Source organism: Thauera butanivorans (assembly GCF_048398245.1).
GTDB lineage: Bacteria > Pseudomonadota > Gammaproteobacteria > Burkholderiales > Rhodocyclaceae > Thauera > Thauera butanivorans.
Genome location: NZ_CP183038.1, coordinates 2829870 through 2854168, shown reverse-complemented (window position 1 = coordinate 2854168; position 24299 = coordinate 2829870). Strand labels below are relative to the sequence as shown.

Below are 24299 nucleotides of genomic sequence, written 5' to 3'. Positions count from 1 at the left end.
TGGACAACCACCAGAACAACCACTGCTTGAATCGACTGCGAGCCGCACGATACACCGTTTCCGGGGCATGGGGAATTTATTTTGCGTGCCGGGCGAAAAAAATTTCTGCCGGAGAGGGCGCGCGGAGAACGGGCAGGTGGCGCCTGAAATTGTTGTGCATTGCATCATGCAGGGCGCGGTGCGCCAGCCGGGAAAGAAGGTGTAAAGCGGCGGGGCGATGGGATAATGCGCGCACCCGAAAAAACGGCGATGAGCTAAAGCATGTCAATCCAGTGGTTTCCCGGTCACATGGCGTCGGCGCGGAAGAAGGCGGCCGAGGCCATGGCGGCCATCGACGTCGTCATCGAAGTGACCGATGCGCGCCTGCCCGAGGCCAGCGGCAATCCGATGATTTCCGAGCTGCGGCGCTTCCGCAACCGTCCCTGCCTGAAGCTGCTGAACAAGGCCGACCTGGCCGATCCGGCGGTGACCCGGGTCTGGATGGACTTCTACAATCGCCAGCCGGGCGTCAAGGCGGTTGCGGTTTCGGCCAGGAATGCGTCCGATGCCGCGCGCGTGCCGGCCCTGTGCCGCCAGCTCGCGCCGCATCGCGACGACGGCACCAAGCCGCTGCGGATGATGATCATGGGCATTCCCAACGTCGGCAAATCGACGCTGATGAATGCGCTGCTGAAGCGCAAGGTGGCCAAGGTCGGCGACGAGCCGGCGGTGACCAAGCACCAGCAGACGCTGGACCTGGGGCCGGGCATGACGCTGACCGACACGCCGGGAATGATGTGGCCCAAGATCGACTACGACCCGGATGGCTACATGCTGGCGGCCAGCCATGCGATCGGCCGCAATGCCGTCATCGACGAAGAGGTCGCGGCCTTCCTCGGCAGCATCCTGCTGGAGCGTTATCCGGCGCTGCTGGCGGCCCGCTACCGTATCGATCCGTCGTCGCTGGATGCACAGGCGCTGGTGGAGGCGATCGGGCGCAGGCGGGGCTGCCTGGTCAAGGGCGGCGGGCTGGATCTGGAAAAGGCCTCGCTGATCCTGCTGCAGGATTACCGCGATGGCGTGATCGGCCGCATCAGCCTGGAAACGCCGGAGTCGCGGGCGGCGATGATCGCGCGGATCGAGACCGAGCGCGCCGAGGCTGCTGCCGGCGATGGCCAGGCGGATGACGGCGAGGAATAAGACCTGAAACACCTGCGGGTCCCGGATGCGGCCCGCAGGACTGCGCTCAGCCTCCGGCCGCGATCTCGACCCAGCGCAGCCACTGGCCGCAGGCATTGCGCGGCCCGCGCAGGCTGCCGTGCCAAGGAGGTGCCGCGGCTGTCCTCGGGGTCGATGCGGACCGTGCTGCCGTCTTCCGCCAGCGTGCGCTTGCCGCCCCAGCGGTTGCAGGTGGGGCAGCGGCGAAGCTCTGCAATCGGAGAAATGCTCGTCGGCCGCATGGCTGAGGTGGATCCGGGCAGGATGCGTTCGGCCGGGCGATGATGCGCGAGCCGTCCGCATCGCGGCTGTCGGGGCGCCGGAGGGGCTTTGCTATCATTCGGCGATGAAAAGTTCTCGTTCCCGTTTCCTGGATATCCGTGGCCTGCGCCTGCATCTGCGCGAGTGGGGCAGGGAAGGCGCGCCCCGGCTTTACCTGCTGCACGGCTGGATGGATGCGTCGGCATCGTTCCAGTTCATGGTCGATGCGCTAGCCGGCGACTGGCATGTGGTCGCACCCGACTGGCGCGGTTTCGGCCTCAGCGCCTGGAGCCATGCCGACGGCTACTGGTATCCGGATTACTTTGCCGACCTCGATGCGATCCTGCGCGCGGTCGAAGGGGAGGATGCGGCGCCGGTGCGTCTCGTCGGCCACAGCATGGGCGGCAATGTCGCGCTGATGTATGCCGGCATCCGCCCGGCACGGGTCGGCCGCGTCGTCGCGCTCGATGCCTTCGGCCTGCCGGACCGTCCGGCCGGCGAGGCGCCCGGACGCTATCAGAAGTGGCTGCGGGAACTGACCGAAGTGCCGCGGCCGCGGATCTACCCCAGCCTCGACGCGCTGGCCGAGCGCCTGCGGCGGGACAATCCGCGCCTCGACGCGGCGCGCGCGGGCTGGCTGGCGGAAACGCTGGCGCAGCCCGACGACGGTGATGGCGGCAGGGGCTGGCGGATTGCCGGCGACCCCTTGCATCGCCGGGTCAATCCGGTGCTCTACCGCCGTGCCGAGGCCGAGGCCTGCTGGCGGCGGGTGACGGCACCGGTGCTGGCGATCGAGCCCGCCAATGCCGACTTGCGCGAGCGTATCGGCGTCAGCGACGAGGACCACGCGGCGGCCTTCGCATGCTTCGCATCGATCGAGGTGCGCAGCATCGATGATGCCGGCCACAATCTGCACCACGACCAGCCGCAGCGGATCGCGGAGATCGTCGAAGCGTTTTTCCTGTCCGATGGACAATGACGCTTCTTTCCGGAGCCTTCAGATGAAATTCGCCGACCTGCATGCACTCAATGCCGACCTCCATTGCCATTCCACCGTGTCCGACGGCTGGCTGGAGCCTGCCGACGTGGTTGCGCGGGCGAAGGCGAACGGCGTCGAACTGCTGGCACTGACCGACCATGACGAACTCGGCGGGCTCGGCATCGCCGCCGCGGCGGCGGCCGGCCTGGGACTGCGTTTCGTTCCGGGGGTGGAAATCTCGGTGTCCTTCGCCGATGAGACGATCCACATCGTCGGCCTCGGCATCGACCCGCAGGAGCCCGGCATCATTGCCGGCCTGCAGCAGATCCGCTCGGGGCGCGATGCGCGCGCCGCGCGCATCGGCGAAGCGCTGGCCGAAGCCGGCATCCGCGGCGCACTCGAAGGCGCGCGCCGCTTCGCGCGCAACCCGGCGCTGGTCAGCCGGGCCCATTTCGCCCGCCATCTGGTCGCCAGTGGCGTGATGCCGGACGTCAGGACGGTGTTCGACCATTACCTGGTGCGCGGCAAGCCCGGCTTCGTCGACCACGAGTGGGCCTCGCTCGAGGATGCGGTGGGCTGGATCCGCGGCGCCGGCGGCACCGCCGTCGTCGCCCATCCTGCGCGCTACCGGCTGTCCAATGCCGGCATGGAACGCCTGCTCGACCGCTTCGTGGCTGCCGGCGGCGAGGCGATCGAAGTCGTGTCCGGCGCCCACTCCGAGGATGAGATGCGCCGTTTCGCCACCGTCGCCCGCCGCCGCGGGCTGCTCGCCTCGCGCGCATCCGACTTCCACGGCGAAAACGAAAGTCCGGTCGACCTTGGCCGCTGCAACCCCCTTCCGCCCGACCTCACGCCGGTGTGGTCGCGCTTCATTTGAGAAAAAACGACGATCATGGCCCAGTTCTTTTCCCTCCACCCCGAGCAGCCCCAGCCGCGCCTGATCCGCCAGGCGGCGGAAATCATCCGCGGCGGCGGGCTGGTCGTGCTGCCGACGGATTCGGCCTACGCGCTGGCGTGTACGGTCGGCGATGCCGGCCTGCTCGAGCGTATCCGCAAGATTCGCGGCGTCGACGAACGGCATCACTTCACCCTGATGTGCCGCGACCTGTCCGAGATCGCCACCTACGCCCGGGTCGACAACAGCCAGTACCGTCTGCTCAAGGCGACCACGCCGGGGGCCTACACTTTCATTCTCGAAGGCACCAAGGAGCTGCCGCGCCGGGTGCTGCATCCCCGGCGCAAGACCATCGGCCTGCGCATTCCCGAGCACGCGGTGGTGTCGGCGCTGCTGGCCGAACTGGACGGCCCGATGCTGACTTCGACCTTGCTGCTGCCCGATGAGGATCTGCCGCTGACCGATGCCGAGGAGATCCGCGACCGCCTCGGCAAGCAGGTCGATCTGGTGATCGAGGCTGGCTATTGCGGTCCGGCAGCGACGACGGTGATCGATCTGACCACCGGCACGCCGCAACTGGTGCGCGCCGGCTGCGGCGCGCTCGAACCCTTCGGCCTGGAGGCGGACTGAGAAGGCGGCTGCAGCCGTGGTTCGCAGTGGCCTCGGCCGTGGGCTGCCGTGGGCGCATGTGCGCTCTGCTAGAATGCACGCTTTACTGCCGACGCTTCCATGGATTCTCTGATTTCGACGCTGGCGATCTGGGCGCTGCCCGTGGTGCTCGCCATCACCCTGCATGAGGCGGCGCACGGCTATGTCGCCCGCCATTTCGGCGATCCCACTGCCGATCTGGCCGGCCGCATCACGCTCAACCCCTTGCGCCACATCGATCCGGTGGGCACGATCCTGGTGCCGGCGGGCATCCTGGCGCTGAGTTCGCTGGCCGGCATCGGCGGCATCCTGTTCGGCTGGGCCAAGCCGGTGCCGGTCAATTTCGGCCGTCTGCGCAACCCGAAGGCGGACATGCTGTGGGTGGCCGCGGCCGGGCCGTTCATGAATCTGCTGATGGCGCTGGGCTGGGCGATCCTGTTCCGCATCGCGATGGCCGGTGAGCCGGGTGATTACACCTTGCCGATGATGAAGATGGCCGACGCCGGCATGCAGATCAACGCGGTGCTGATGGTATTGAACCTGTTGCCGATCCCGCCGCTGGACGGCGGCCGGATCGCCGTCAGCTTGCTGCCGAATCGCCTCGCCTGGGGCTTCGCCCGGCTCGAGCCTTATGGGTTTCCAATTCTGCTGGTGCTGTTGTTCACCGGTGTGCTGGGCACCATCCTGTGGCCGCTGATCGCGGGTTTCCGCTACCTGCTCGGCGTGATCGTGGGCATCTGACGCATATGTGCCGATGAACCTGTCGCTGGAACTGGCGCCGGTCGAGGAGCCCGGAGTGCTGGAGCACGTGGCGCGCATTTATGGCGAACCGCTGCTCGAACTGCCGAAAGACCTGTATATTCCGCCCGATGCGCTGGAAGTCTTCCTCGACGCTTTCGAGGGGCCGCTCGATCTGCTGCTGTACCTGATCCGCAAGGCCAACCTCGACGTCCTCGACATTCCGATGGCGCCGTTGACGGCGCAGTACCTCGAATACGTCGATGCGATGCGGGCGAGCAACCTGGAGCTGGCTGCCGAATATCTGCTGATGGCGGCGATGCTGCTCGAGATCAAGTCGCGCATGCTGCTGCCGCGGCCGCCGCGCGAGCATGCGGAAGAGGAAGATCCGCGCGCCGAACTGGTACGCCGCCTGCTGGAGTACGAACGCATGAAGCTGGCCGCGGCGCGGCTCGACACGCTGCCGCGTGCCGAGCGCGATTTCGAGTGGGTCGGCGTCTTCGTCGCCGAAAAGGTCGTCGAACGCCAGCCCGAAGTCAGCCTGCACGATCTGCAGCTTGCCTGGCTGCGGATCATGAAGAATGCGCGCCTGACCCAGCACCATCGTGTCGGGCGCGAGCAGCTTTCGGTGCGGGAGCACATGACCGGCATCCTGCGCAAGCTGGGCGGTGGCGGTTTCGTCGTTTTCGACGCCTTGTTCGATGTGAAGCTCGGCACGGCGGGCCTGGTCGTGAGCTTTCTCGCCGTGCTCGAGCTGGTGAAGGAAAAACTGGTGGAAGTGAGCCAGAACGAGGCCTTTGCGCCGATCTACGTGAAATTGGCCGATGCAGCCGGCGACGACGCCTGAAGCCTGGTCGCGCGTCATCGAGGCCGCGTTGTTCGCCGCGCCGGCGCCGCTGCCGGTGTCCGAACTGCGCCGCCTGTTCGACGAGGACCCGGGGCCGGAGCTGGTGCGCAAGCTGCTGGAAGAGCTGCGCGCCGAATGGGCGGCGGCCGAGCGCGGCATCGAGCTGGTGCAGCTCGCCAGCGGCTGGCGCTTCCAGACGCGCGCCGGCTACCAGGCTTATCTGGACCGCCTGAAGGAAGAAAAGCCGCCGCGCTACTCGCGCGCGGTCATGGAAACGCTGGCGATCATCGCCTACCGGCAGCCCGTCACGCGCGGCGACATCGAGGATGTGCGCGGCGTGGCGGTGTCGCCCAACATATTGAAGACTCTGGAATCGCGCGGCTGGATCGACATCGTCGGCCACCGCGACACGCCGGGCCGCCCGGCATTGTTCGCCACCACCCGGCGCTTTCTCGATGACATGGGCCTGCGCAGCCTCACCGAGCTGCCTGCGCTGACCGAAATCGAAAAAATCATGGACCTCGTCGATGCCTCGCAAACCGAACAGCCCGCTCCGCCCTCCGCAGAAGAAGTCTGACGCGATCGAGATCCTCGACCGTCCCCGCCGCGCGCCGCGCAAGGATGGGCGCGACGAGGACGCTCAGCCGCGCGACCCCAATGCCCATCTCAACGCCGATCCCCGTGGCCCGCGCGGGCAGGGCGGCCGGGGGGGCCAGGGCAGCGGCCGGCCGGGCGGCGGTGGTGACCCCGCACGCCGGCCGGATGCGCACAAGTCCGCGCTCGGCATGCCCGAGCGCGGCGACCGCGCGCCGCGCGCCCGGCCTCAGGGGCAGGGCGGCGGACGCAATGCGCCAATGACGCTGACCGAGCCCGAGCGCCTGCAGAAAGTGCTGGCCCAGGCCGGCGTGGCCTCGCGGCGGGAAATCGAGGAATGGGTGATCGCCGGCCGCATTTCGGTCAACGGCCTGCCGGCCGCGCTGGGCCAGAAGATCGGGCCGGGCGACCGCGTCAAGGTCAATGGCAAGCTGGTGCCGCTGCGCTTCACCCAGCGTTCGCCGAGGGTGCTGATCTACCACAAGCCGGAAGGCGAGATCGTCTCGCGCGACGATCCTGAAGGCCGTCCGACCGTGTTCGAGCGCCTGCCGCTGCTGCGCAAGGGCCGTTGGCTCGCCGTCGGCCGGCTGGACTTCAACACCTCGGGCCTGCTGCTGTTCACCAACGACGGCGATCTCGCCAACCGCCTGATGCATCCGCGCTACGAGCTGGAGCGCGAATACGCGGTGCGCCTGCTGGGCGAACTGACCGAGGAGCAGGCGAAGTCCTTGACCGAAGGCATCCAGCTCGCCGACGGCCCGGCGCGCTTCAACAGCCTGCGCGACGAGGGCGGCGAAGGCGCCAACCACTGGTACCGGGTGACGATCTCGGAAGGCCGCAACCGCGAGGTGCGGCGCATGTTCGAGGCAGTCGGCCTGACCGTCAGCCGCCTGATGCGGGTGCGCTACGGCACGGTGGAGCTGCCGACCCGCCTGAAGCGCGGCATGTGGATGGAGATGCCCGAAGCCGAGGCCTGTCGGCTCGCCGGCCTGCCGGAGCCGCAGCGCCAGGTGCAGAAAGGCGAACGCGCGAAACGTCCGCCGAAGATGCATCGGACCACGCCCGTGGCGCGCTGATCTTCAAGTTCCTGCGTCACCATGGCTGACGGCCGGGCCGGATTGCTGCGTTGCGGCAGTTTGCCCGGCTATCGGTTTTGAGGCTATACTCTCAAGGCTTTGATGGATGGCTTTCGTCCGCTCGCATCTTTGGGCGCACGGGAGCAGTCCTGCGGTTGTGATCAGCGGCGTGTTCCGGACAGGGGCGATGGGTTGATGGGCGTTAGGCCCATTTTTTATTTGTGCGCGGCAATCGTGTGCGCGGCGGAAGACAGGTATGCGAGCAGGAATCGAGAATCTGATCGAACAGGTGGTGACCGGCCTCGGCTATGAACTCGTGGACATCGAGTTTTCGCCGCGCGGGCGTCTGTTGCGCGTCTTCCTCGACATCGAGCGCGGCATCACCGTCGATGATTGCGCCACGGTGAGCAACCAGCTCCAGCGCGTGTTCGAGGTCGAGAACATCGACTACGACCGCCTCGAAGTGTCGTCGCCCGGCCTGGATCGTCCGCTGAAGAAGCTGGCCGATTTCGAGCGCTTCGCCGGCCAGGAAGCGCAGGTCCGGTTGTCGCTGCCGATCGGCAACCAACGTAATTTTGCCGGCGTGCTCGGCGGTGTGCGCGATGGCGCCGTGGTGCTCACGACCGAGAAGGGCGAGCAGTCGCTGCCTTTCGAGGACATCGAGAAAGCACGCCTTGTACCCAAATTCTGAGACTGTGGATGTGGAGGTTTTCCTGAAATGAGCCGCGAGATCCTGCTGCTTGTTGATGCATTGGCGCGTGAGAAGAACGTCGCCAAGGACATCGTTTTCGCCGCGCTGGAGTCCGCGCTGGCCTCCGCAACCAAGAAGCGCATCCATGACGACGCCGACGTGGCGGTGTCGATCGACCGCGAGACGGGCGACTACACCTCGTGCCGCCGCTGGGTGGTCATGCTCGACGAGGAAGTCACCAACGACGAAGCCGAGATGGGCATCATCGATGCGCGCGACATCCGCGCCGACGTGCAGCTCGGCGAATACATCGAGGAAGAACTCGAACCGATCGACTTCGGCCGCATCGGCGCACAGGCTGCCAAGCAGGTCATCCTGCAGAAGATCCGCGACGCCGAGCGCGAGCAGGTGCTGAACGACTTTCTCGAACGCAAGGAATTCCTCGTCTCCGGCGCGATCAAGCGCATGGAGCGCGGCAACGCCATCATCGAAGTCGGCCGCATGGAAGCCGTGCTGCCGCGCGACCAGCAGATCCCGCGCGAGAACCTGCGCGTCGGCGACCGCGTCAAGGCCTTCCTGCTGCGCATCGACCGCGGCGCCCGCGGCCCGCAGCTGATCCTGTCGCGCACCGCGCCCGAGTTCCTGATGAAACTGTTCGAACTCGAAGTCCCCGAGATCGAGGACGGCCTGCTCGAGATCAAGGCCTGCGCCCGCGACCCCGGCCTGCGCGCCAAGATCGCGGTCAAGTCGAACGACCCGCGCATCGACCCGATCGGCACCTGCGTCGGCCTGCGCGGCTCGCGCGTCACCGCGGTGCGCAACGAGATCGGCGGCGAGCAGATCGACATCATCGTGTGGGCCGCCGATCCGGCCCAGTTCGTCGTCGCCGCGCTGCAGCCGGCCGAAGTGGTGTCCATCGTCGTCGATGAGGAAGCCCACGCGATGGACGTGGTGGTCGACGAGAACAACCTCGCCATCGCCATCGGCCGCAACGGCCAGAACGTCAAGCTCGCTTCCGAGCTCACCGCCTGGACGATCAACCTGATGAGCGAGCAGGAGTCGGCCGAGAAGACCGCGCAGGAACAGCAGGGCCTGCGCGCGCTGTTCATGGAAAAACTGGATGTCGACGAGGAAATCGCCGACATCCTGATCGAGGAGGGGTTCTCCTCCCTGGAAGAAATCGCCTACGTGCCGCTGGCCGAGATGCTCGAGATCGAAGCCTTCGACGAAGAGACGGTCAACGAGCTGCGCAACCGCGCACGCAACGTGTTGCTGACCGAGGCGATCGTGACCGAAGAGCAGCTGGAGAACGTCTCCGACGATCTGCTCAATCTCGACGGCATGGAGAAATCCCTTGCCGCCAAACTGGCCCAGCAGGGTGTCCGCACCCGTGACGACCTCGCCGACCTCGCGGTCGACGAATTGGTCGAAATGGCCGGGATCGACGAAGAAAGAGCCAAGGCGCTGATTTCCGTTGCGCGCGCCCATTGGTTCCAGGAATGATGGGAGGGCAGTAATGGAAAACATGAGCGTGACCCAGTTTGCCGGCGAACTGAAGATGCCGGCCGCGGCGCTGCTCGAGCAGTTGAAGCGTGCCGGCGTCGACAAATCCGGTCCGACCGATCTGCTGACAGAACAGGACAAGGCGAGACTGCTGGAATACCTGCGCCGTTCGCACGGCGATACCGAGCCCAAGGGCAAGATCACCCTGACCCGCAAGCAGACGACCGAGATCCGCGCCACCGATTCGACCGGCCGCGCGCGTACCGTGCAGGTCGAAGTCCGCAAGAAGCGGACCTTCGTCAAGCGTGACGAAGTCGCCGCGGAGGCCCAGGCCGCCGCCGCTCCGGCACCGGAAGCGCTGGAAGAAGCGCCGCTGGCCGATCTGCCGCCCGTGCAGGCCGAAGCACCGGCGCCCGAGCCGGTGGCCGCAGCCGCCGCGCCGGCTGCGGCAGAGCCTGTACCGGCTGAAGCCGAAGCCCCGGTGGTGGAACAGCCCGTGGTGGCCGAGCCGCCTGCTCCGGAGCCCGCTCCGGCTGCCCAGCCCGAACCGGTCGCTGCCGAGCCTGAGCCCGAGCCGGCGGCCGAGCCCGCTCCGGCCGCCGTGCCGGCGGCATCGGCACCGACGAAAACCACCACCACGCTGGTGCGCTCGAAGCCGCTGCCGATCAACGAGATCCTCAGCGACGAGGAAATCGCCGCACGCAAGCGCGACGAAGAGCGCCTGCGTGCGCTCAGGGAGCGTCAGGCCGCCGATCTCCGTGCCCGCCAGGAACGCGAGGCCGCTGCACGCGCGGCGGCCGATGCGCGCCGTGCCGAGGAAGAAGCGCGTGTCGCTGCCGCATTGAAGAAGCAGGAAGAGCCGGCCAAGCCCGCTGCGGCCAAGCCGGGCAGCGGTACGCTGCACCGTCCGGCCAAGGCCGACGACAAGCCGGGTGCCAAGGATGCCAAGCGCGGTGCGCCTGGCCGCGATGCTGCCGATGGCGGCAAGCGCCGCGGCGGCCTGAAGACCCGCGGCGAAGTGGGCTCGGGCGGCAACAACTGGCGTGGCGCCGGCAAGGGCGGCGGCCGCCATGGCCGCCACCAGAGCGACGAACGCAGCAATTTCCAGGCACCGAGCGAGCCGATCGTGCGTGAAGTGCACGTGCCCGAGACCATCACCGTGGCCGATCTCGCCCACAAGATGGCGGTGAAGGCCACCGAAGTGATCAAGGTGCTGATGAAGATGGGCACCATGGTCACGATCAACCAGGTGCTCGACCAGGATACGGCGATGATCATCGTCGAGGAAATGGGCCATACCGCGCTGGCGGCCAAGCTGGACGATCCGGACGCCTTCCTCGACGAGCACGACGAGCACAAGGACGTCGAGCTGCTGCCGCGTGCGCCGGTGGTCACCGTCATGGGCCACGTCGACCACGGCAAGACCTCGCTGCTCGACTACATCCGCCGCGCCAAGGTGGCGTCGGGCGAATTCGGCGGCATCACCCAGCACATCGGCGCCTATCACGTCGAGACTTCGCGCGGCGTCGTCACCTTCCTCGACACGCCGGGCCACGAGGCCTTCACGGCGATGCGTGCGCGCGGCGCGAAGGCGACCGACATCGTCATCCTGGTGGTGGCGGCGGACGACGGCGTGATGCCGCAGACGCGCGAAGCCATCCACCACGCCCAGGCTGCCGGCGTGCCGCTGGTGGTGGCGATCAACAAGATCGACAAACCCGAAGCCAACCCCGAGCGGGTCAAGCAGGAACTGATTGCCGAGAGCGTGGTGCCGGAAGAGTACGGCGGCGACGTGATCTTCGTGCCGGTGTCGGCGAAGAAGGGCACGGGCGTCGACGAACTGCTCGAAGCCGTGCTGCTGCAGGCCGAAGTGCTGGAGCTGACCGCAGCGATCGATGCACCGGCCAAGGGCCTGATCATCGAAGCCCGCCTCGACAAGGGGCGCGGCCCGGTGGCTTCGCTGCTGGTGCAGTCCGGCACCCTGCGCAAGGGCGACGTGCTGCTGGCCGGTGCCACCTTCGGCCGCATCCGCGCGATGCTGGACGAGAACGGCAAGCAGATCGAGGAAGCCGGCCCGTCTATCCCGGTCGAGATCCTCGGCCTGTCGGACGTGCCGTCCGCCGGCGACGAGGCGATCGCGCTGGCCGACGAGCGCAAGGCGCGCGAGATCGCGCTGTTCCGCCAGGGCAAGTTCCGCGACGTCAAGCTGGCCAAGCAGCAGGCCGCCAAGCTCGAGACCCTGATGGAGCAGATGGCCGACGGCGAGGTCAAGAGCCTGCCACTGATCATCAAGGCCGACGTGCAGGGTTCGCAGGAAGCCTTGGTGCAGTCGCTGCTCAAGCTCTCCACCGACGAAGTGCGGGTCAACGTCATCCACGCCGCGGTGGGCGCGATCTCCGAATCCGACGTCAACCTGGCGCAGGCCTCGGGCGCGGTCATCCTCGGCTTCAGCATCCGTGCCGATGCCGGCGCGCGCAAGCTGGCCGAAACCTTCGGCGTCGATATCCGCTACTACAACATCATCTACGACGCGGTCGATGAGGTGAAGGCGGCGCTGTCCGGCATGCTGGCGCCCGAGAAGCGCGAGGAAGTCATCGGCATGGTCGAGATCCGCCAGGTGTTCACGATCTCCAGGGTCGGTTCGATCGCCGGCTGCTACGTGCTCGAAGGCATGGTCAAGCGCGGTTCGCACGTTCGCCTGCTGCGCAACCACACGGTGTTGTGGACCGGCGAGCTCGAATCGCTCAAGCGCTTCAAGGACGACGTCAAGGAAGTCAAGTTCGGCTACGAGTGCGGCCTGCAGCTCAAGAACTACAACGACATCCAGGAAGGCGACCAGCTCGAGGTGTTCGAGATCAAGGAAGTGGCGAGGACGCTGTAAGCGATGCCCAAGGAGTATTCCCGCAGCCAGCGCGTGGTGGAGCAGATCCGCCGCGAGCTGGCCGAGCTGATCCGGCTCGAAGTCAAGGATCCGCGCGTCGGCTTCATCACGCTGACCGACGTCGAGATCACGCCCGACTACGCCCACGCCAAGGTGTTCTTCACCTCGATGACGGGCGAGGCGGACGTGCCCGAAATCCTCAAGGGCCTGCGCCGGGCCGGCGGCTTCCTGCGCCGCGAGCTCGGCCGCCGCATCCGCATCCACACCATTCCCGAGCTGCATTTCCACTACGACCGCTCGGTGGAAGAAGGCTCGCGCCTGTCCCGGCTGATCGACGAAGTGGTGCGCGAGGACGAAGCGCGCAGCCAGGACGGCGACAAAGGCAAGGATGGCGGTGACGGTACGGATGGCAGCCGCGCCGCGGACGATGATGGCAAGGCCGGCGGCTGAGATGCAGGAGCTTGCGGCGCGTCCGCGCCGGCCGAAGCAGGTGCAGCGCAAGATCGTCCGCGCCATCGTCGATGGCGTGCTGCTGCTCGACAAGCCTCGGGGCATGAGTTCGAACGGCGCGCTGCAGACGGCGCGCCGCCTGCTCAACGCCGCCAAGGCCGGCCATACCGGCACGCTCGACCCGATGGCCAGCGGCCTGCTGCCGCTGACCTTCGGCGAGGCGACCAAGTTCTCGCAGATGCTGCTCGACGCCGACAAGACCTACGAAGCCGTCGTCCAGCTGGGTATCGAGACCGACAGCGGCGACGCCGAAGGGGCGGTGCTGGCGAGCCGGCCGGTGGCCGTCGAGCGGGCGCAGCTCGACGCCGTGCTCGAGAACTTCCGCGGCGACATCGAGCAGGTGCCGCCGATGTATTCGGCGCTGAAGCGCGACGGCAAGGCCTTGTACGAGTATGCGCGGGCGGGGATCGAGATCGAGCGCGAAGCGCGCAAGGTACGGATCCATGCGCTCGAACTGCTCGATTTCGCCGCTACCCGCTTCAGCATCCGCGTGGCCTGCAGCAAGGGCACCTACATCCGCAGCCTGGCGATGGACATCGGTTCGGCGCTGGGTTGCGGCGCGCATCTGTGCGCCCTGCGCCGCACCCGCATCGGCGCCTTCGACGTCGCCGATGCGCTGACGCTGGAAGCGCTGGAAGCGCAGCCGGCCGAAGTCCGTGCCGGCCTGCTGGCACCGGCCGATACGCTGGTGGCCGCATATCCGGCCTGCCATCTCGACGCCGAGCAGGCGCGCGGGCTGCTGCAGGGCAGGGTGCTGGCGCTGGGTGATGCTGGCACCGAAGGGCTCGCCGTGGGCCTGGTACGCGTCTACGGCCCGCAGGGCTTCCTCGGCCTGGGGCAGTGGCAGCTGGGCGGCAAGCTGGCGGCACGCCGGCTGATCGCCACCGGGGCGGATGCGCCTGGCGCATCTGCATGATTATCGATTGAGTTTCTGGCGCGGCTTTGGGTATAATCCTCCGCTTCTGATTGGCAGAAAAACACGAGTAAAGACACACATGGCTCTTGATACCGCATCCAAGTCGAAGATCGTCTCCGACTTCCAGCGCGCCCAGGGCGACACCGGTTCGCCGGAAGTCCAGGTTGCGCTCCTGACCGCCCGCATCAACGGGCTCGCCCCCCACTTCAAGGCCCACGGCAAGGATCACCACTCCCGCCGCGGCCTGCTGAAGATGGTCAGCCAGCGCCGCAAGCTGCTGGACTACCTGAAGGGCCGCAACGCCGAAAGCTATCGCAACCTGATCGAGCGTCTGGGCCTGCGCAAGTAATTGCGTCCATGACCAGCCCGACAGCGCCCGCCAGGGCGAGGTAAGCGACAAAGCCGGTGCGTGCCTCCGCGGCACCGCCGGCTTTGTGCCGTTTGCGGCACCGCAAACACCGGCTGGTTCTCCTGCGGCAGGATGCTTCCATCCGCATGCCGCCCGCAGTTGTGGTTCGCTGCATTCATCGTTAAAGGAATTCCCTTGCTGAACGCTATCAAGAAAACTTTTGCCTACGGCGCGCACACCGTCACTCTGGAAACCGGCGAGATCGCTCGCCAGGCCGGCGGCGCCGTCATCGTGAACATGGACGAGACCGTGGTGCTGGCCACCGTGGTGGCCGCCAAGGAAGCGCGCCCGGGCCAGGACTTCTTCCCGCTCACCGTCGACTACGTCGAGAAGTTCTATGCCGCGGGCCGCATCCCCGGCGGCTTCTTCAAGCGCGAAGGCCGCCCGAGCGAGAAGGAAATCCTCACCTCGCGCCTGATCGACCGCCCGATCCGCCCGCTTTTCCCCGAAGGCTTCATGAACGAAGTCCAGGTGATCGTGACCGTGCTGTCGCTGAACCCCGAAATCGACGCCGACATCCCGGCGATGATCGGCGCCTCCGCCGCGCTGGCGATCTCGGGCATTCCGTTCGACGGCCCGATCGGTGCCGCCCGCGTCGGCTATGCCGACGGCCAGTACATCCTGAACCCGACCGCGACCGAGCTGCAGACCAGCCAGATGAACCTGGTGGTCGCCGGTACCCAGGCCGCCGTGCTGATGGTCGAGTCCGAAGCGCAGGAGCTGCCCGAGCAGGTCATGCTGGGCGCGGTCGTGTTCGGCCACGAGCAGATGCAGAACGCGATCAAGGCCATCAACGAACTGGTCGAAGTCGCCGGCAAGCCCGAATGGGACTGGCAGGCAGCGGCGGGCAACGACGCGCTGATCGCCCGCGTCACCGAACTGGCCAAGGCCGACATGGAAGAAGCCTTCCGCATCACCAGCAAGCAGGAGCGCTCGGCCCGCCTGGGCGAGATCCGCAAGCGCGTGGCGGCGGCGCTGAGCGAAGGCGTCGACAACCCGCCGGCGGCCACCGAGCTGAAGGACATCTTCTTCAACATCGAATCGGGCATCGTCCGCAGCCGCATCCTGAACGGCGAGCCGCGCATCGACGGCCGCGACACCCGCACCGTGCGTCCGATCACGATCCGCACCGGCGTGCTGCCGCGCACCCACGGTTCGGCGCTGTTCACCCGAGGCGAGACCCAGGCGCTGGTCGTCGCCACGCTGGGCACCGGCCGCGACGAGCAGATCATCGACGCCATCGCCGGCGAGTACAAGGAGCGCTTCCTGCTCCACTACAACTTCCCGCCCTTCTGCACCGGCGAAACCGGCCGCTTCGGCGTCACCAAGCGCCGCGAAGTGGGTCACGGCCGCCTGGCCAAGCGCTCGCTGGTGGCGATGCTGCCGAAGGCCGAGGACTTCTCCTACACCGTGCGCGTGGTGTCCGAGATCACCGAGTCCAACGGTTCGTCGTCGATGGCTTCGGTCTGCGGCGGCTCGCTGGCGATGATGGATGCCGGCGTGCCGTTGAAGGACCACGTCGCCGGCATCGCCATGGGCCTGATCAAGGAAGGCAACCGTTTCGCCGTGCTGACCGACATCCTGGGCGACGAGGACCACCTCGGCGACATGGACTTCAAGGTCGCGGGCACCGAGAACGGCATCACCGGCCTGCAGATGGACATCAAGATCCAGGGCATCACCAAGGACATCATGCAGGTCGCGCTGGACCAGGCCAAGTCCGGCCGCCTGCACATCCTCGGCATCATGAAGGAATCGCTGGGCGCTTCGCGCGGCGAGGTGTCCGAATACGCGCCGCGCATGATCAACATGAAGATCAACCCCGAGAAGATCCGCGACGTGATCGGCAAGGGCGGCGCGGTGATCCGTGGCCTGCAGGAAGAAACCGGCACCGTGATCGAGATCGAGGACGACGGCCAGATCACGATCTCGTCGGTCAGCGCCGAAGGCGCCCAGGCGGCGAAGGCGAAGATCGAGGCGATCACCGCCGAAGTCGAAGTCGGCAAGGTCTACGAAGGTCCGGTCGTGCGCCTGCTCGACTTCGGCGCCATCGTCAACATCATGCCGGGCCGCGACGGCCTGCTGCACGTGTCGCAGATCGCCAACGAGCGCGTCAACAACGTCTCCGACTACGTCAAGGAAGGCCAGGTGGTGCGCGTGAAGGTGCTGGAGACCGACGAGCGCGGCAAGATCCGCCTGAGCATGAAGGCGCTGCTGAACGAGAACGCCGGCTGAGGATAGGCTGGCGGCGCGCAGCGGATTCCGGTCCGCTGCGGTGCACGCTCCAACGAAAAAGGACGCCACGGCGTCCTTTTTCGTTGGAGCAGCGGTTGGTGTTTACCTGGCGACCTGGCGTTCGCGCATTTCTTCCAGGGTCTTGCAGTCGATGCACAGCGTGGCGGTCGGACGGGCCTCCAGGCGCTTCAGGCCGATTTCCACGCCGCAGCTGTCGCAGTAGCCGTACTCGCCGTCATTGAGTCGCCCGAGGGCTTCGTCGATCTTCTTGATCAGCTTGCGCTCGCGGTCACGGTTGCGCAGTTCGAGTGCGATGTCGGATTCCTGGCTGGCGCGGTCGTTGGGGTCGGCGAACACGGTGGCTTCGTCCTGCATCGTGTGCACGGTGCGTTCGATGTCCTCCATCAATTCACCCTTCAGCGAGCCCAGGATTTCGCGGAAGTGGGCGATCTGCTTCTCGCTCATGTATTCCTCGCCAGCGGCGGGAACGTAGGGCGGGAATTGTTTGTGCAGGGTATCGTCAGCCATGAATCTCAACTTCCGTAGGTTGGTGAATGGTAGAGGCGACTTAATAGCAGAATCGGGGGGTGGCAGCAAGCCGACCGGCAGCTGCCGGAATGAAGCTGCGCGCGAAGCCGCGATCGCTCCGGGCCGTCCGGCGCCGGCGAGGCTTGCATGGCGATGAAGGAAGGGCGCGACAGGGGCGCCGAAAAGAAAAAGCCCGGACGCTTGACGGTCCGGGCTGAAATCCACACCTAAGGAGGAGGGTGGAGGAGACGGTTCAGATACTAACTGGATGGATTGTGCGATGCAATAATTCCAAATACAAAAAATTTTATGACCCCAGAAGCATTATTTTGTGCGATGCAGCCTGCGTGGCCCGACCTGCGCAGCCCGACCCGGCCTACAGCGACCGGATGTGCTCGAACATCCTGCGGCGGCCGGCCTCGTCTGGCAGGCGGCCGCTTGCCGCACCGAGATTGTCGATGGCGTTGCGTGCCTGGCTGGTCGCCGGTGTGGCCACCGTGACCGCGGGGTGGGAGATCACGTATTTCAGGAAAAACTGGCCCCATGAGGCGATGTCGTATTCGGCCGCCCAGTCCGGCAGCACATGGCCGTCCACCTTCTGCCACAGCCGCGAGCGGCCGAAAGGCTGGTAGGCCAGCACGCCGATGCCGCGCTCCTGCGCCAGCGGGAAGATGCGTTCTTCCATCACCCGGTTGTCGATCGCGTAGTCCACGCCGATGAAGTTCAGCGGCTCGCTGCGCATGATGCGTTCCAGCTCCTCGTACTGGCCCGGGAAGGTGGTCGTCACGCCGATGTAGCGTACGCGCCCGGCGTCGCGGTACTCCTTGAGCAGGCCGAGCTGGGTGGGCACGTCGCCCAGGTTGTGCACATTGATCAGATCCATCTGCTCCTTTCCCAGCCGCGCCAGCGACTGCTCGATCTGGGCGCGGGCCGCGGCCGGATCGGCCTTGCCGCCGCCGCGCCCGGCCACGTTCACCTTGGTGGCCCAGAACAGCTTCCGGTTCAGCCCGGTCTCCTGGGCGATCCTGGCGGCCACTTCCTCGGCGGCGCCGTAGCTGGGTGCAGTATCGAAAACCGTGCCGCCTTCGCGCACGAAGGCTTCCAGCACCTCGCGCACTTGCTCGACCTTGCCTTCGCCGGCAATGCGGGAGAAAGATGCCGAACTGCCCAGGCCGACGGCCGGCAACTGCTCGCTGGTGCCGGGAATCGTTCGCGTGATCAGGCTGCGCTTGCCCTCGGCAGCCATCAGCAACCGGGGATGGGTGGCCAGGGCCAGGCCCGCAGCGGCGGAAAGCTTGAGGCAGTCTCGTCGTGTGATCATGGTGTTGGACTCCTTGTCGTGGAAGGTTCTCCCGGCGCTGCGGCCGGGACTGGAGGAAGGCTTGCTTCGCGTTCCGCGGCCAGGCGCTGCTGGGCGCGTCCCAGCCACAGCCCCAGTGCCGCCCAGGCCAGCGTCAGCGGAATCGCCACGCTCGCCAGGCCGGCCAGGCCCATGCCCAGCCGCCCGAGCAGACCCTCGACCTGGGCGCCGGCCACGTCGCCGCCGCGGTAGCCGAAAGTGTCGATGAAGGCCTTCGACTTGTACTTGTCCTCGCGGCTGACGACCGTGTACAGCGTCTCGCGTGCCGGCCGCGTCAGCGCGCGCTGCACGGCGCGAAACGTCGCTTCGAACACGATCAGCGCCGCCAGCGTGCCGACGATGGCCAGGCCGACGAAGCCCAGCACCACCGTCAGCGGCAGCAGCATCAGCGTCAGGTGGACGCCGAAGCGTTCCATGACACGGCCGGCGATCAGCGCCTGCAGCACCAGCGTCGTGAGCTGGGTGATCAGGTCGATGCGGGCGAACAGCGCCGTGCGCTGGTCCATGTCGCCGCCGAGCGCCGCCACCATCTGCAGGCGGGTGAAGTAGAGCAGGGTGGCGACCACCGCCATGATGATCACGTAGACCGCGATGCCGAGCAGGTAGCGCGAGGCGAACACCGCTTTCAGTCCCTGCCATGCGCTGCCGCCGATGATCGCATGTTCCGGCCGTTCCGCCTGCCCGGAGCCGTCTGCGCCGTCACTTGCGGCCCCGGATCGTTGGCTGCGCGCTACCGCCCATGCCGCGCCCAGCGCCAGCATCAGGAAGCCGGCCGACACCAGCAGCAGCGCCGGCGTGCCGAGAGGACGCGCCAGCACCGAAGCCAGCCAGGGGCCGAAGATCGCGCCCAGCGTGCCCCCCACCGAAATCAGCGCGAAAAAGCGCTTGCTCTGCTCCAGCGTGAAGCGGTCCGCCATCAGCGCCCAGAACAGCATCGTCGCGAACAGGTTGAAGACGCTGAACCAGACGTAGAACACCTGCCCGCTGGTGATGCCGACCGCTTCCGGCGCCAGTACCAGCAGCAGATGGAAGCCGACCAGGCTCAGCGCGAAGAAGACATAGGTCGCGGCGATGAACGTCAGCCGCGGCAGGCGGCTGACCAGCCAGCCGAACACCGGATTGGCCAGCAGCGTCACCAGCGCAGTGCCCATGAACAACCAGCGCACCGCCTCGATGCCGCGCTGCATGCCCAGCGCGTCGCGCGCCGGGCGCAGCACCATCAGGGCGGTCAGCACGCAGAAGAAGAACAGGCCGGCCAGCAGCACCGGTACGGCTTCGTCGCGGCGAAGCTTGAAAAGTGCGCCAAGGCGCGTTTGCTTGAGCAAAGTTGTCATCGAGGCCGGCTCCGGGCAGACGGAACGATGTGCATGAGGAATGCCTGTGGAGGGATGGCTGCCGGCAGGTATGAGCGATTGTGCTGGAGGTGCCGAATCGGGGAGACAGCGGGAACGATCCAATGTTCCGGCGAAATCGGCGCCCTGCCGCGGAAAGCATTCCACCACGCAAGCACCGTGATCCGGCAACTGCGCGAGATTGTCGCACTGTGCGAACAGGAGGGGGATTTCGTCACGCGCGAGAAGCTGATGCCCCTGCTGCTCGATACCGAGGAAAACCACATTCGCTGGCTCGAACAGCAACTGCGCCTGATCGGCATGCCGAATTACCTGCAATGTCAAATGAAACTGGGAACGGCGGGGTGACCAGGATGGCCAGAACGCCTTTGATCTCGCGACGGCTTCGATCAGCAGATGAGGATGCAATCTTCAGCGGATTCGATGGCAGGTTCGCGTGAATGCATCAATGCCCGTTTTCATAATAAGGTCATTTGAAAGACTTATGAAGCAAGGGTTTTTTCTTCTCTCGACCCGGAATGGGCGAATGCGGCCTGAACCGGGTCTTGAGATCTGGTGTTTCGAAGATTAGTTTGTTAGTTTTCTGCAGCTCGCCAAAGTCGGCAATGCTGCGCCGATACGTGGGGGGCCATATATTGCGAGGAATGGCTGTAGATAAATGTTCAAGGATGTTGTTGTTCTTACGTAAGGATCGATCCTTTGCAGTCCGGCAGCACGCCCAATCTGATATCTTTAATCGGATGTATCCGCTCAGCCCTCCGGCACATCATGTCTGCGGCCCTGCGTTTCGGTCTTCGAAGCAAGGCTGCCATCCTTTTGGGTACGCTGGCCGTTGTACTGTTGATTGCCGCCTTCGCTACCAGCTGGATCTTCATTGAACTGACCCGCGAAAGCTACGGGGGCAACGTGGTTCGAAATCATGTGCTCCTGAGCAAGGCGCAATTCATGCTGCCTGTTGCCCGAGAGTTGGCCTTGTCGAAGAAGCTTGCGGATAGCGATGTAACCCGCCGGTTCCTGCGCGACGAAGGCAACGGGATTGATAAGGATGCGTTCTTTGTCGAAGCAGAGTCGTTCAGGCGCCTGTTCGGTGAGCATGTTCTGTTTGTCGGCGCAGCAGAAACCCGGCATTTCTACCTCAATGACAACGATCTGGCGTTCTCGGCGAATCCGCGCGGCACCATGCGGCGGGACGTGGCGGCTGACGCGTGGTTCTTTGCCAGTATCGCAAGACGAACACCTTATAACTTCAACATCAACACCAATCAGCAAGTGGGCGCCACGAAGGTCTGGATCAACGTTCTCGTAACGGATTCAGACGGCACGCCACTTGGGTTTGTCGGCACTGGCTATGATCTGGCACACTTCCTGCAGCGTTTTGCCCGTCGCGAGACGTCCGGGGTGACTTCAATGCTGATAGCAGGCAATGGCGCGATTCAGGCCCACCCCGATCCCGAACAGATTGAACACCAGGCCATAACGGATAAGGTACCGACGCACACCCTGTTCAAGCTGCTGTCGGGACTGAATGACCAGCAGCGGGTGTCCGCGGCAATGCAGTTGCTACGTAACAATCAAAGCGACGTGGAGACATTGGACGTTGTGCTCGAGGGCAGGCGCCAGTTGCTGGGTATTACGTGGTTGCCCGAGCTGGACTGGTTCGTCGTTAGCGCAGTGGAAGCCCATACAGGAGCGTTCGCTGATTCCAATCTCCTGCTGGGGGCCTTGTCGGTGCTCGGTGGTCTGCTGGTTCTGGCGATGGTTTTGATGTACTACGGTGCTCACTTTCTGGTCCTCAAACCGCTTCTTGCCTTGAGCCAGGGAGTGCAGGAGATGGAGCGGGGTCAGTACGACATCAAGCTGCAACTGTATCGACACGACGAGATCGGCGAACTGGCCGGAGCGTTCAATCGCATGGCGAGACGGGTCCGGCACCATACGGAGAACCTGGAAGCCGTTGTGAAAGAACGGACGAGAGCATTGACGGAGGTACTGACACGTCAGCAGGACAACATACATTGTGCCCGGATGATTCAAGATGCCATGTTGCAACAGGCAGCCTTGGCCGAAGTCAGCCACGGCAAGTTCCTGGTGCTATGGCGACCCAAGGATATTGTCAGCGGCGACTTGTATCTCTTCCATCGCGATTCGGACGGTTGGCTGATCGGGCTCATCGATTGTGCAGGTCATGGCGTAACCGGCGCAATGATGACCATGGTAGCGCATGGTGCTTTCCAGGCTGCTATTGACCGCGTAGGCAGTCACGATCCAGCAGCAATCCTCAATATGATGAACAAGATCGTGCGTGCGCCATTTGCCGAACAACTGGCCAGTCGCCAACGTGTTCCCACCAGCATGGAGGCAGCTTTGGTTCGCATCGATCCGGCTCAGGCCAGCCTCATCTACTCTGGCGCGGGCATTGGGCTCTTCTGCGTCGCCAGTGACGGATCAGTCAGGGTTCATAAGGGCTCTAAACGCGCTTTGGGCGGAAAGCGCCAGGAGATTTACCAGAACCTGGCCTTGCCGGCACTCGGACTGGACTGCTATCTGACTTCGGATGGCGCACTGGATCAGATCGGGGGGGAGAGGCGTTATGGATTCGGTGCCAGCCGCTTTGTTGAACTGCTAGGGGTGCTCCATACACTGCCATGGCCGGCTCGAAATACAGCTCTCGTTTCGTGCCTGAGTAACTGGCAGGGAGGGGAGACACAACTTGACGATATCTGTGTGATCGGGTTCTCGGCCTTGCCGAACGTTGGGATACCCGCTTGCGACCACGCCAACCACGCACCCATAACTGATGAATAGACGACACGATGCACCCACAAAATCTCCTTTTACTGCGTAACCTGTTCGAGCAGCACTACATCCTGCTGGCGTTCAACGGATTGTTTTCCGCTTCGTTGATCGAAGAGATTGGATTGGCATTGCGGAAACACCTCGAGGCATTGTCAGCCACTCCAACGGAAGTGACGGATGTGTTCACCATCTATATTGAGCTTACGCAGAACATCCGCCATTACTCGAAAAAAAAGGGGCTTTCCGATGAGCGTGCCAGCGGAACGATAACGATCTCCCGTGAGCAGAATCGTTACATCATCAATGCGGGGAACGTGGTGGAGATGGCTGATGGCGAAGAGTTATTCCGGCGTATTCATGAGTTAGCGCGTCTTGACAAGCTCGAACTCAAGGCGCTGTGGAAGAATCAGATGCGTCAGCCGCGCGCTCCCGGCGCCAGCACTGGGGCAGGTCTGGGACTGATCGATATGGCGCGCAAGGCTAGCCAACCGTTGGTCGCATCTTTCAACCGGCTTGACGAAAATTGGGGCTTCTTCAGCCTGCAGGTCATTCTTTGAAGATCATTAAACGTATGCAGGACATCCATCTACCTGGAACCACCTCAACTCCATCGATCCAGACCGACTGGCAGTCGGGACGCGTCAGTCTGTGTGGTGACTCTTATCCGGAAGATGCGTTCGAGTTCTTTGAACCGCTTCTCAACTGGATTAACGGCTATGTAGCAATTTCGGAGTCACCGCTGATACTTGAGCTCTCGCTTCTCTATATAAATACGAGCAGCATCCGTATGCTGATGGATCTCTTTGATGACATGGAATCGGCTCATCGAGCTGGTAAGAAGGTCAGCTTGATTTGGTATTACGATGCCGAGAACGAGCGCGTGGCCGAACTGGCCGAAGAGTTTCGGGAGGACTGTACTTTCCCTTTCGTGGTCCTCAAGCGGCAGAGCTAAGCGTGATGGCAGATATGCAGGAACTTGAAGTGGATATCGATGGGCTCCTGGCCGATCCGGCATGGCAGGGGCACCCGCTCCATCATGCATTAGGCGTATTGATGGAGAGGCATCGCGATCTGCTTCGCCAGCTGGAACGAATCACGCACATTGCCGATCGCTATCAAGGGGCCGAGCATGAGCGTGGCATGTCATACTGCCAACGCTACGAGAAACAGCTGCACCAACTTGAACGCCTGCTACGCATCAGCGACCGCTATCAGCAAATCATGCGCCGCCAGCATGAAGAACTGCGCCAACAGTCCACGCACGATCCGCTGACAGGCTTGTATAACCGCCGCTACATGCAAAGGCGCCTTCACGAAGAGGCGCTGAAGCTGGGTCGTCATCAAGACCAGCTCTTCTCGGTTGTACTGGCAGATATTGATCATTTCAAGGCCGTCAACGATACATTCGGCCACAATACTGGCGATGCGGTGCTGATGGAGGTTGCCCGGCGCTTCGTCTTGAATATACGAAAGTATGATGTTTGCGGACGTTGGGGCGGAGAAGAGTTTCTTCTATTGCTGCCGTCAACCACCGAAGCCCAGGCATACCGGGTGTGCGAAAATCTCCGCCGTGTGATTTCGGAGACCCAGTACCGTGGCACGGATGGACAGTCCCTCGCCGTCAGCATGAGCTTCGGCTATGGCTCCTGCCGTGCGGTAGAGGATCTCGAGAACACCTTGAAGAAAGCCGATTCAGCCCTGTATGACGCGAAGCGCACAGGCCGAAATCGTGTTTCCCCCGTGATTGAAGATGAGGTTGGTACCATATAGGCGCCAGTGGATCTTCAGGCCGCCGATCAGGAGGGACTCGCTTGTGTGCATCCTTGTCGGCTCCGCAAGTGGATCCTCCATGTCAGAGTTCAAGCGCCGGCGCAATTGCAGCA

Annotated in this window: 23 protein-coding genes; 20 read left to right on the top strand and 3 right to left on the bottom strand. The window is 64.7% G+C overall.

The annotated features are described in order from the left end of the window. Positions 1-261: 261 nt before the first annotated feature. The 15 genes from ylqF to pnp all read left to right on the top strand — a co-directional run bounded on the left by ylqF (position 262) and on the right by pnp (position 16380). The gene (ylqF, locus tag ACNQFN_RS13835; protein WP_418646795.1) at positions 262-1179 is read left to right on the top strand and encodes a ribosome biogenesis GTPase YlqF; all 918 of its coding nucleotides are present in this window, start codon (positions 262-264) and stop codon (positions 1177-1179) included. Between the two features lie 364 nt (positions 1180-1543). Beyond that, entirely contained in the window at positions 1544-2437 is an 894-nt protein-coding gene (locus ACNQFN_RS13830; protein ID WP_068638114.1) for an alpha/beta fold hydrolase, read from the top strand. Positions 2438-2459: 22 nt separating this feature from the next. Next, positions 2460-3314, top strand: a complete 855-nt coding sequence (locus ACNQFN_RS13825) for a 3',5'-nucleoside bisphosphate phosphatase (protein WP_068638121.1) — start codon at positions 2460-2462, stop codon at positions 3312-3314. 15 nt (positions 3315-3329) lie between these two features. Continuing rightward, a complete protein-coding gene (locus tag ACNQFN_RS13820; RefSeq protein ID WP_068638124.1) occupies positions 3330-3962 on the top strand; it encodes an L-threonylcarbamoyladenylate synthase in 633 nt (210 codons plus the stop codon). A gap of 99 nt (positions 3963-4061) precedes the next feature. Further along, positions 4062-4721, top strand: coding sequence for a site-2 protease family protein (locus ACNQFN_RS13815; protein ID WP_068638125.1), 660 nt, complete (start codon positions 4062-4064; stop codon positions 4719-4721). Positions 4722-4734: 13 nt separating this feature from the next. Then, complete coding sequence (locus ACNQFN_RS13810) at positions 4735-5565, top strand: segregation and condensation protein A (RefSeq protein WP_068638129.1); 831 nt, start codon at positions 4735-4737, stop codon at positions 5563-5565. Then, positions 5543-6142 (top strand): SMC-Scp complex subunit ScpB, encoded by a 600-nt coding sequence (gene scpB / locus ACNQFN_RS13805; protein ID WP_068638131.1) that lies wholly within the window; start codon positions 5543-5545, stop codon positions 6140-6142. The genes ACNQFN_RS13810 and scpB overlap by 23 nt, the downstream gene beginning before the upstream one ends. After that, positions 6093-7235, top strand: coding sequence for a 23S rRNA pseudouridine(2605) synthase RluB (rluB, locus tag ACNQFN_RS13800; protein WP_068638132.1), 1143 nt, complete (start codon positions 6093-6095; stop codon positions 7233-7235). Before scpB ends, rluB begins: the two co-directional genes overlap by 50 nt. A gap of 256 nt (positions 7236-7491) precedes the next feature. Then, positions 7492-7926: a ribosome maturation factor RimP gene (rimP, locus tag ACNQFN_RS13795; RefSeq protein ID WP_068638137.1), complete on the top strand. Its 435-nt coding sequence runs from the start codon at positions 7492-7494 to the stop codon at positions 7924-7926. 27 nt (positions 7927-7953) lie between these two features. Beyond that, entirely contained in the window at positions 7954-9429 is a 1476-nt protein-coding gene (gene nusA, locus ACNQFN_RS13790; RefSeq protein ID WP_068638140.1) for a transcription termination factor NusA, read from the top strand. Between the two features lie 13 nt (positions 9430-9442). Further along, a complete protein-coding gene (gene infB / locus ACNQFN_RS13785) occupies positions 9443-12310 on the top strand; it encodes a translation initiation factor IF-2 (RefSeq protein WP_068638141.1) in 2868 nt (955 codons plus the stop codon). Between the two features lie 3 nt (positions 12311-12313). Beyond that, positions 12314-12760 carry a 30S ribosome-binding factor RbfA gene (gene rbfA, locus ACNQFN_RS13780; protein ID WP_068638142.1) on the top strand — a complete coding sequence of 149 codons (447 nt, stop codon included), beginning with the start codon at positions 12314-12316 and terminating at the stop codon, positions 12758-12760. A 1-nt stretch (position 12761) separates the two neighbouring features. Next, positions 12762-13736, top strand: coding sequence for a tRNA pseudouridine(55) synthase TruB (gene truB, locus ACNQFN_RS13775; RefSeq protein ID WP_418646794.1), 975 nt, complete (start codon positions 12762-12764; stop codon positions 13734-13736). Positions 13737-13815: 79 nt separating this feature from the next. Then, positions 13816-14085: a 30S ribosomal protein S15 gene (gene rpsO, locus ACNQFN_RS13770; RefSeq protein WP_068638143.1), complete on the top strand. Its 270-nt coding sequence runs from the start codon at positions 13816-13818 to the stop codon at positions 14083-14085. A gap of 189 nt (positions 14086-14274) precedes the next feature. Next, entirely contained in the window at positions 14275-16380 is a 2106-nt protein-coding gene (gene pnp / locus ACNQFN_RS13765) for a polyribonucleotide nucleotidyltransferase (RefSeq protein WP_369404216.1), read from the top strand. Positions 16381-16482: 102 nt separating this feature from the next. Here pnp and dksA read toward each other — a convergent pair whose 3' ends face one another. From dksA to ACNQFN_RS13750, 3 genes are all read right to left on the bottom strand, one after another. After that, positions 16483-16908 carry an RNA polymerase-binding protein DksA gene (gene dksA / locus ACNQFN_RS13760; protein WP_068638146.1) on the bottom strand — a complete coding sequence of 142 codons (426 nt, stop codon included), beginning with the start codon at positions 16906-16908 and terminating at the stop codon, positions 16483-16485. Positions 16909-17284: 376 nt separating this feature from the next. Beyond that, positions 17285-18229, bottom strand: coding sequence for an aldo/keto reductase (locus tag ACNQFN_RS13755; protein WP_068638148.1), 945 nt, complete (start codon positions 18227-18229; stop codon positions 17285-17287). Then, on the bottom strand, positions 18226-19602 hold the full coding sequence (locus ACNQFN_RS13750) for an NTP/NDP exchange transporter (protein ID WP_418646793.1): 1377 nt from the start codon (positions 19600-19602) through the stop codon (positions 18226-18228). The genes ACNQFN_RS13755 and ACNQFN_RS13750 overlap by 4 nt, the downstream gene beginning before the upstream one ends. 27 nt (positions 19603-19629) lie before the next feature. Between ACNQFN_RS13750 and ACNQFN_RS13745 the strand changes: the two genes are divergently transcribed. From ACNQFN_RS13745 to siaD, 5 genes are all read left to right on the top strand, one after another. Then, a complete protein-coding gene (locus tag ACNQFN_RS13745) occupies positions 19630-19968 on the top strand; it encodes a ferritin-like domain-containing protein (protein WP_418646792.1) in 339 nt (112 codons plus the stop codon). A gap of 420 nt (positions 19969-20388) precedes the next feature. Next, the gene (locus tag ACNQFN_RS13740) at positions 20389-22425 is read left to right on the top strand and encodes a SpoIIE family protein phosphatase (RefSeq protein WP_418646791.1); all 2037 of its coding nucleotides are present in this window, start codon (positions 20389-20391) and stop codon (positions 22423-22425) included. An 8-nt stretch (positions 22426-22433) separates the two neighbouring features. Further along, positions 22434-22973: a biofilm regulation protein kinase SiaB gene (gene siaB, locus ACNQFN_RS13735; protein ID WP_068638154.1), complete on the top strand. Its 540-nt coding sequence runs from the start codon at positions 22434-22436 to the stop codon at positions 22971-22973. Between the two features lie 14 nt (positions 22974-22987). Beyond that, positions 22988-23368, top strand: a complete 381-nt coding sequence (gene siaC, locus ACNQFN_RS13730) for a biofilm regulation phosphoprotein SiaC (protein ID WP_068638156.1) — start codon at positions 22988-22990, stop codon at positions 23366-23368. Between the two features lie 5 nt (positions 23369-23373). Beyond that, positions 23374-24186 (top strand): biofilm regulation diguanylate cyclase SiaD, encoded by an 813-nt coding sequence (gene siaD, locus ACNQFN_RS13725; protein WP_157659181.1) that lies wholly within the window; start codon positions 23374-23376, stop codon positions 24184-24186. Positions 24187-24299: the final 113 nt, after the last annotated feature.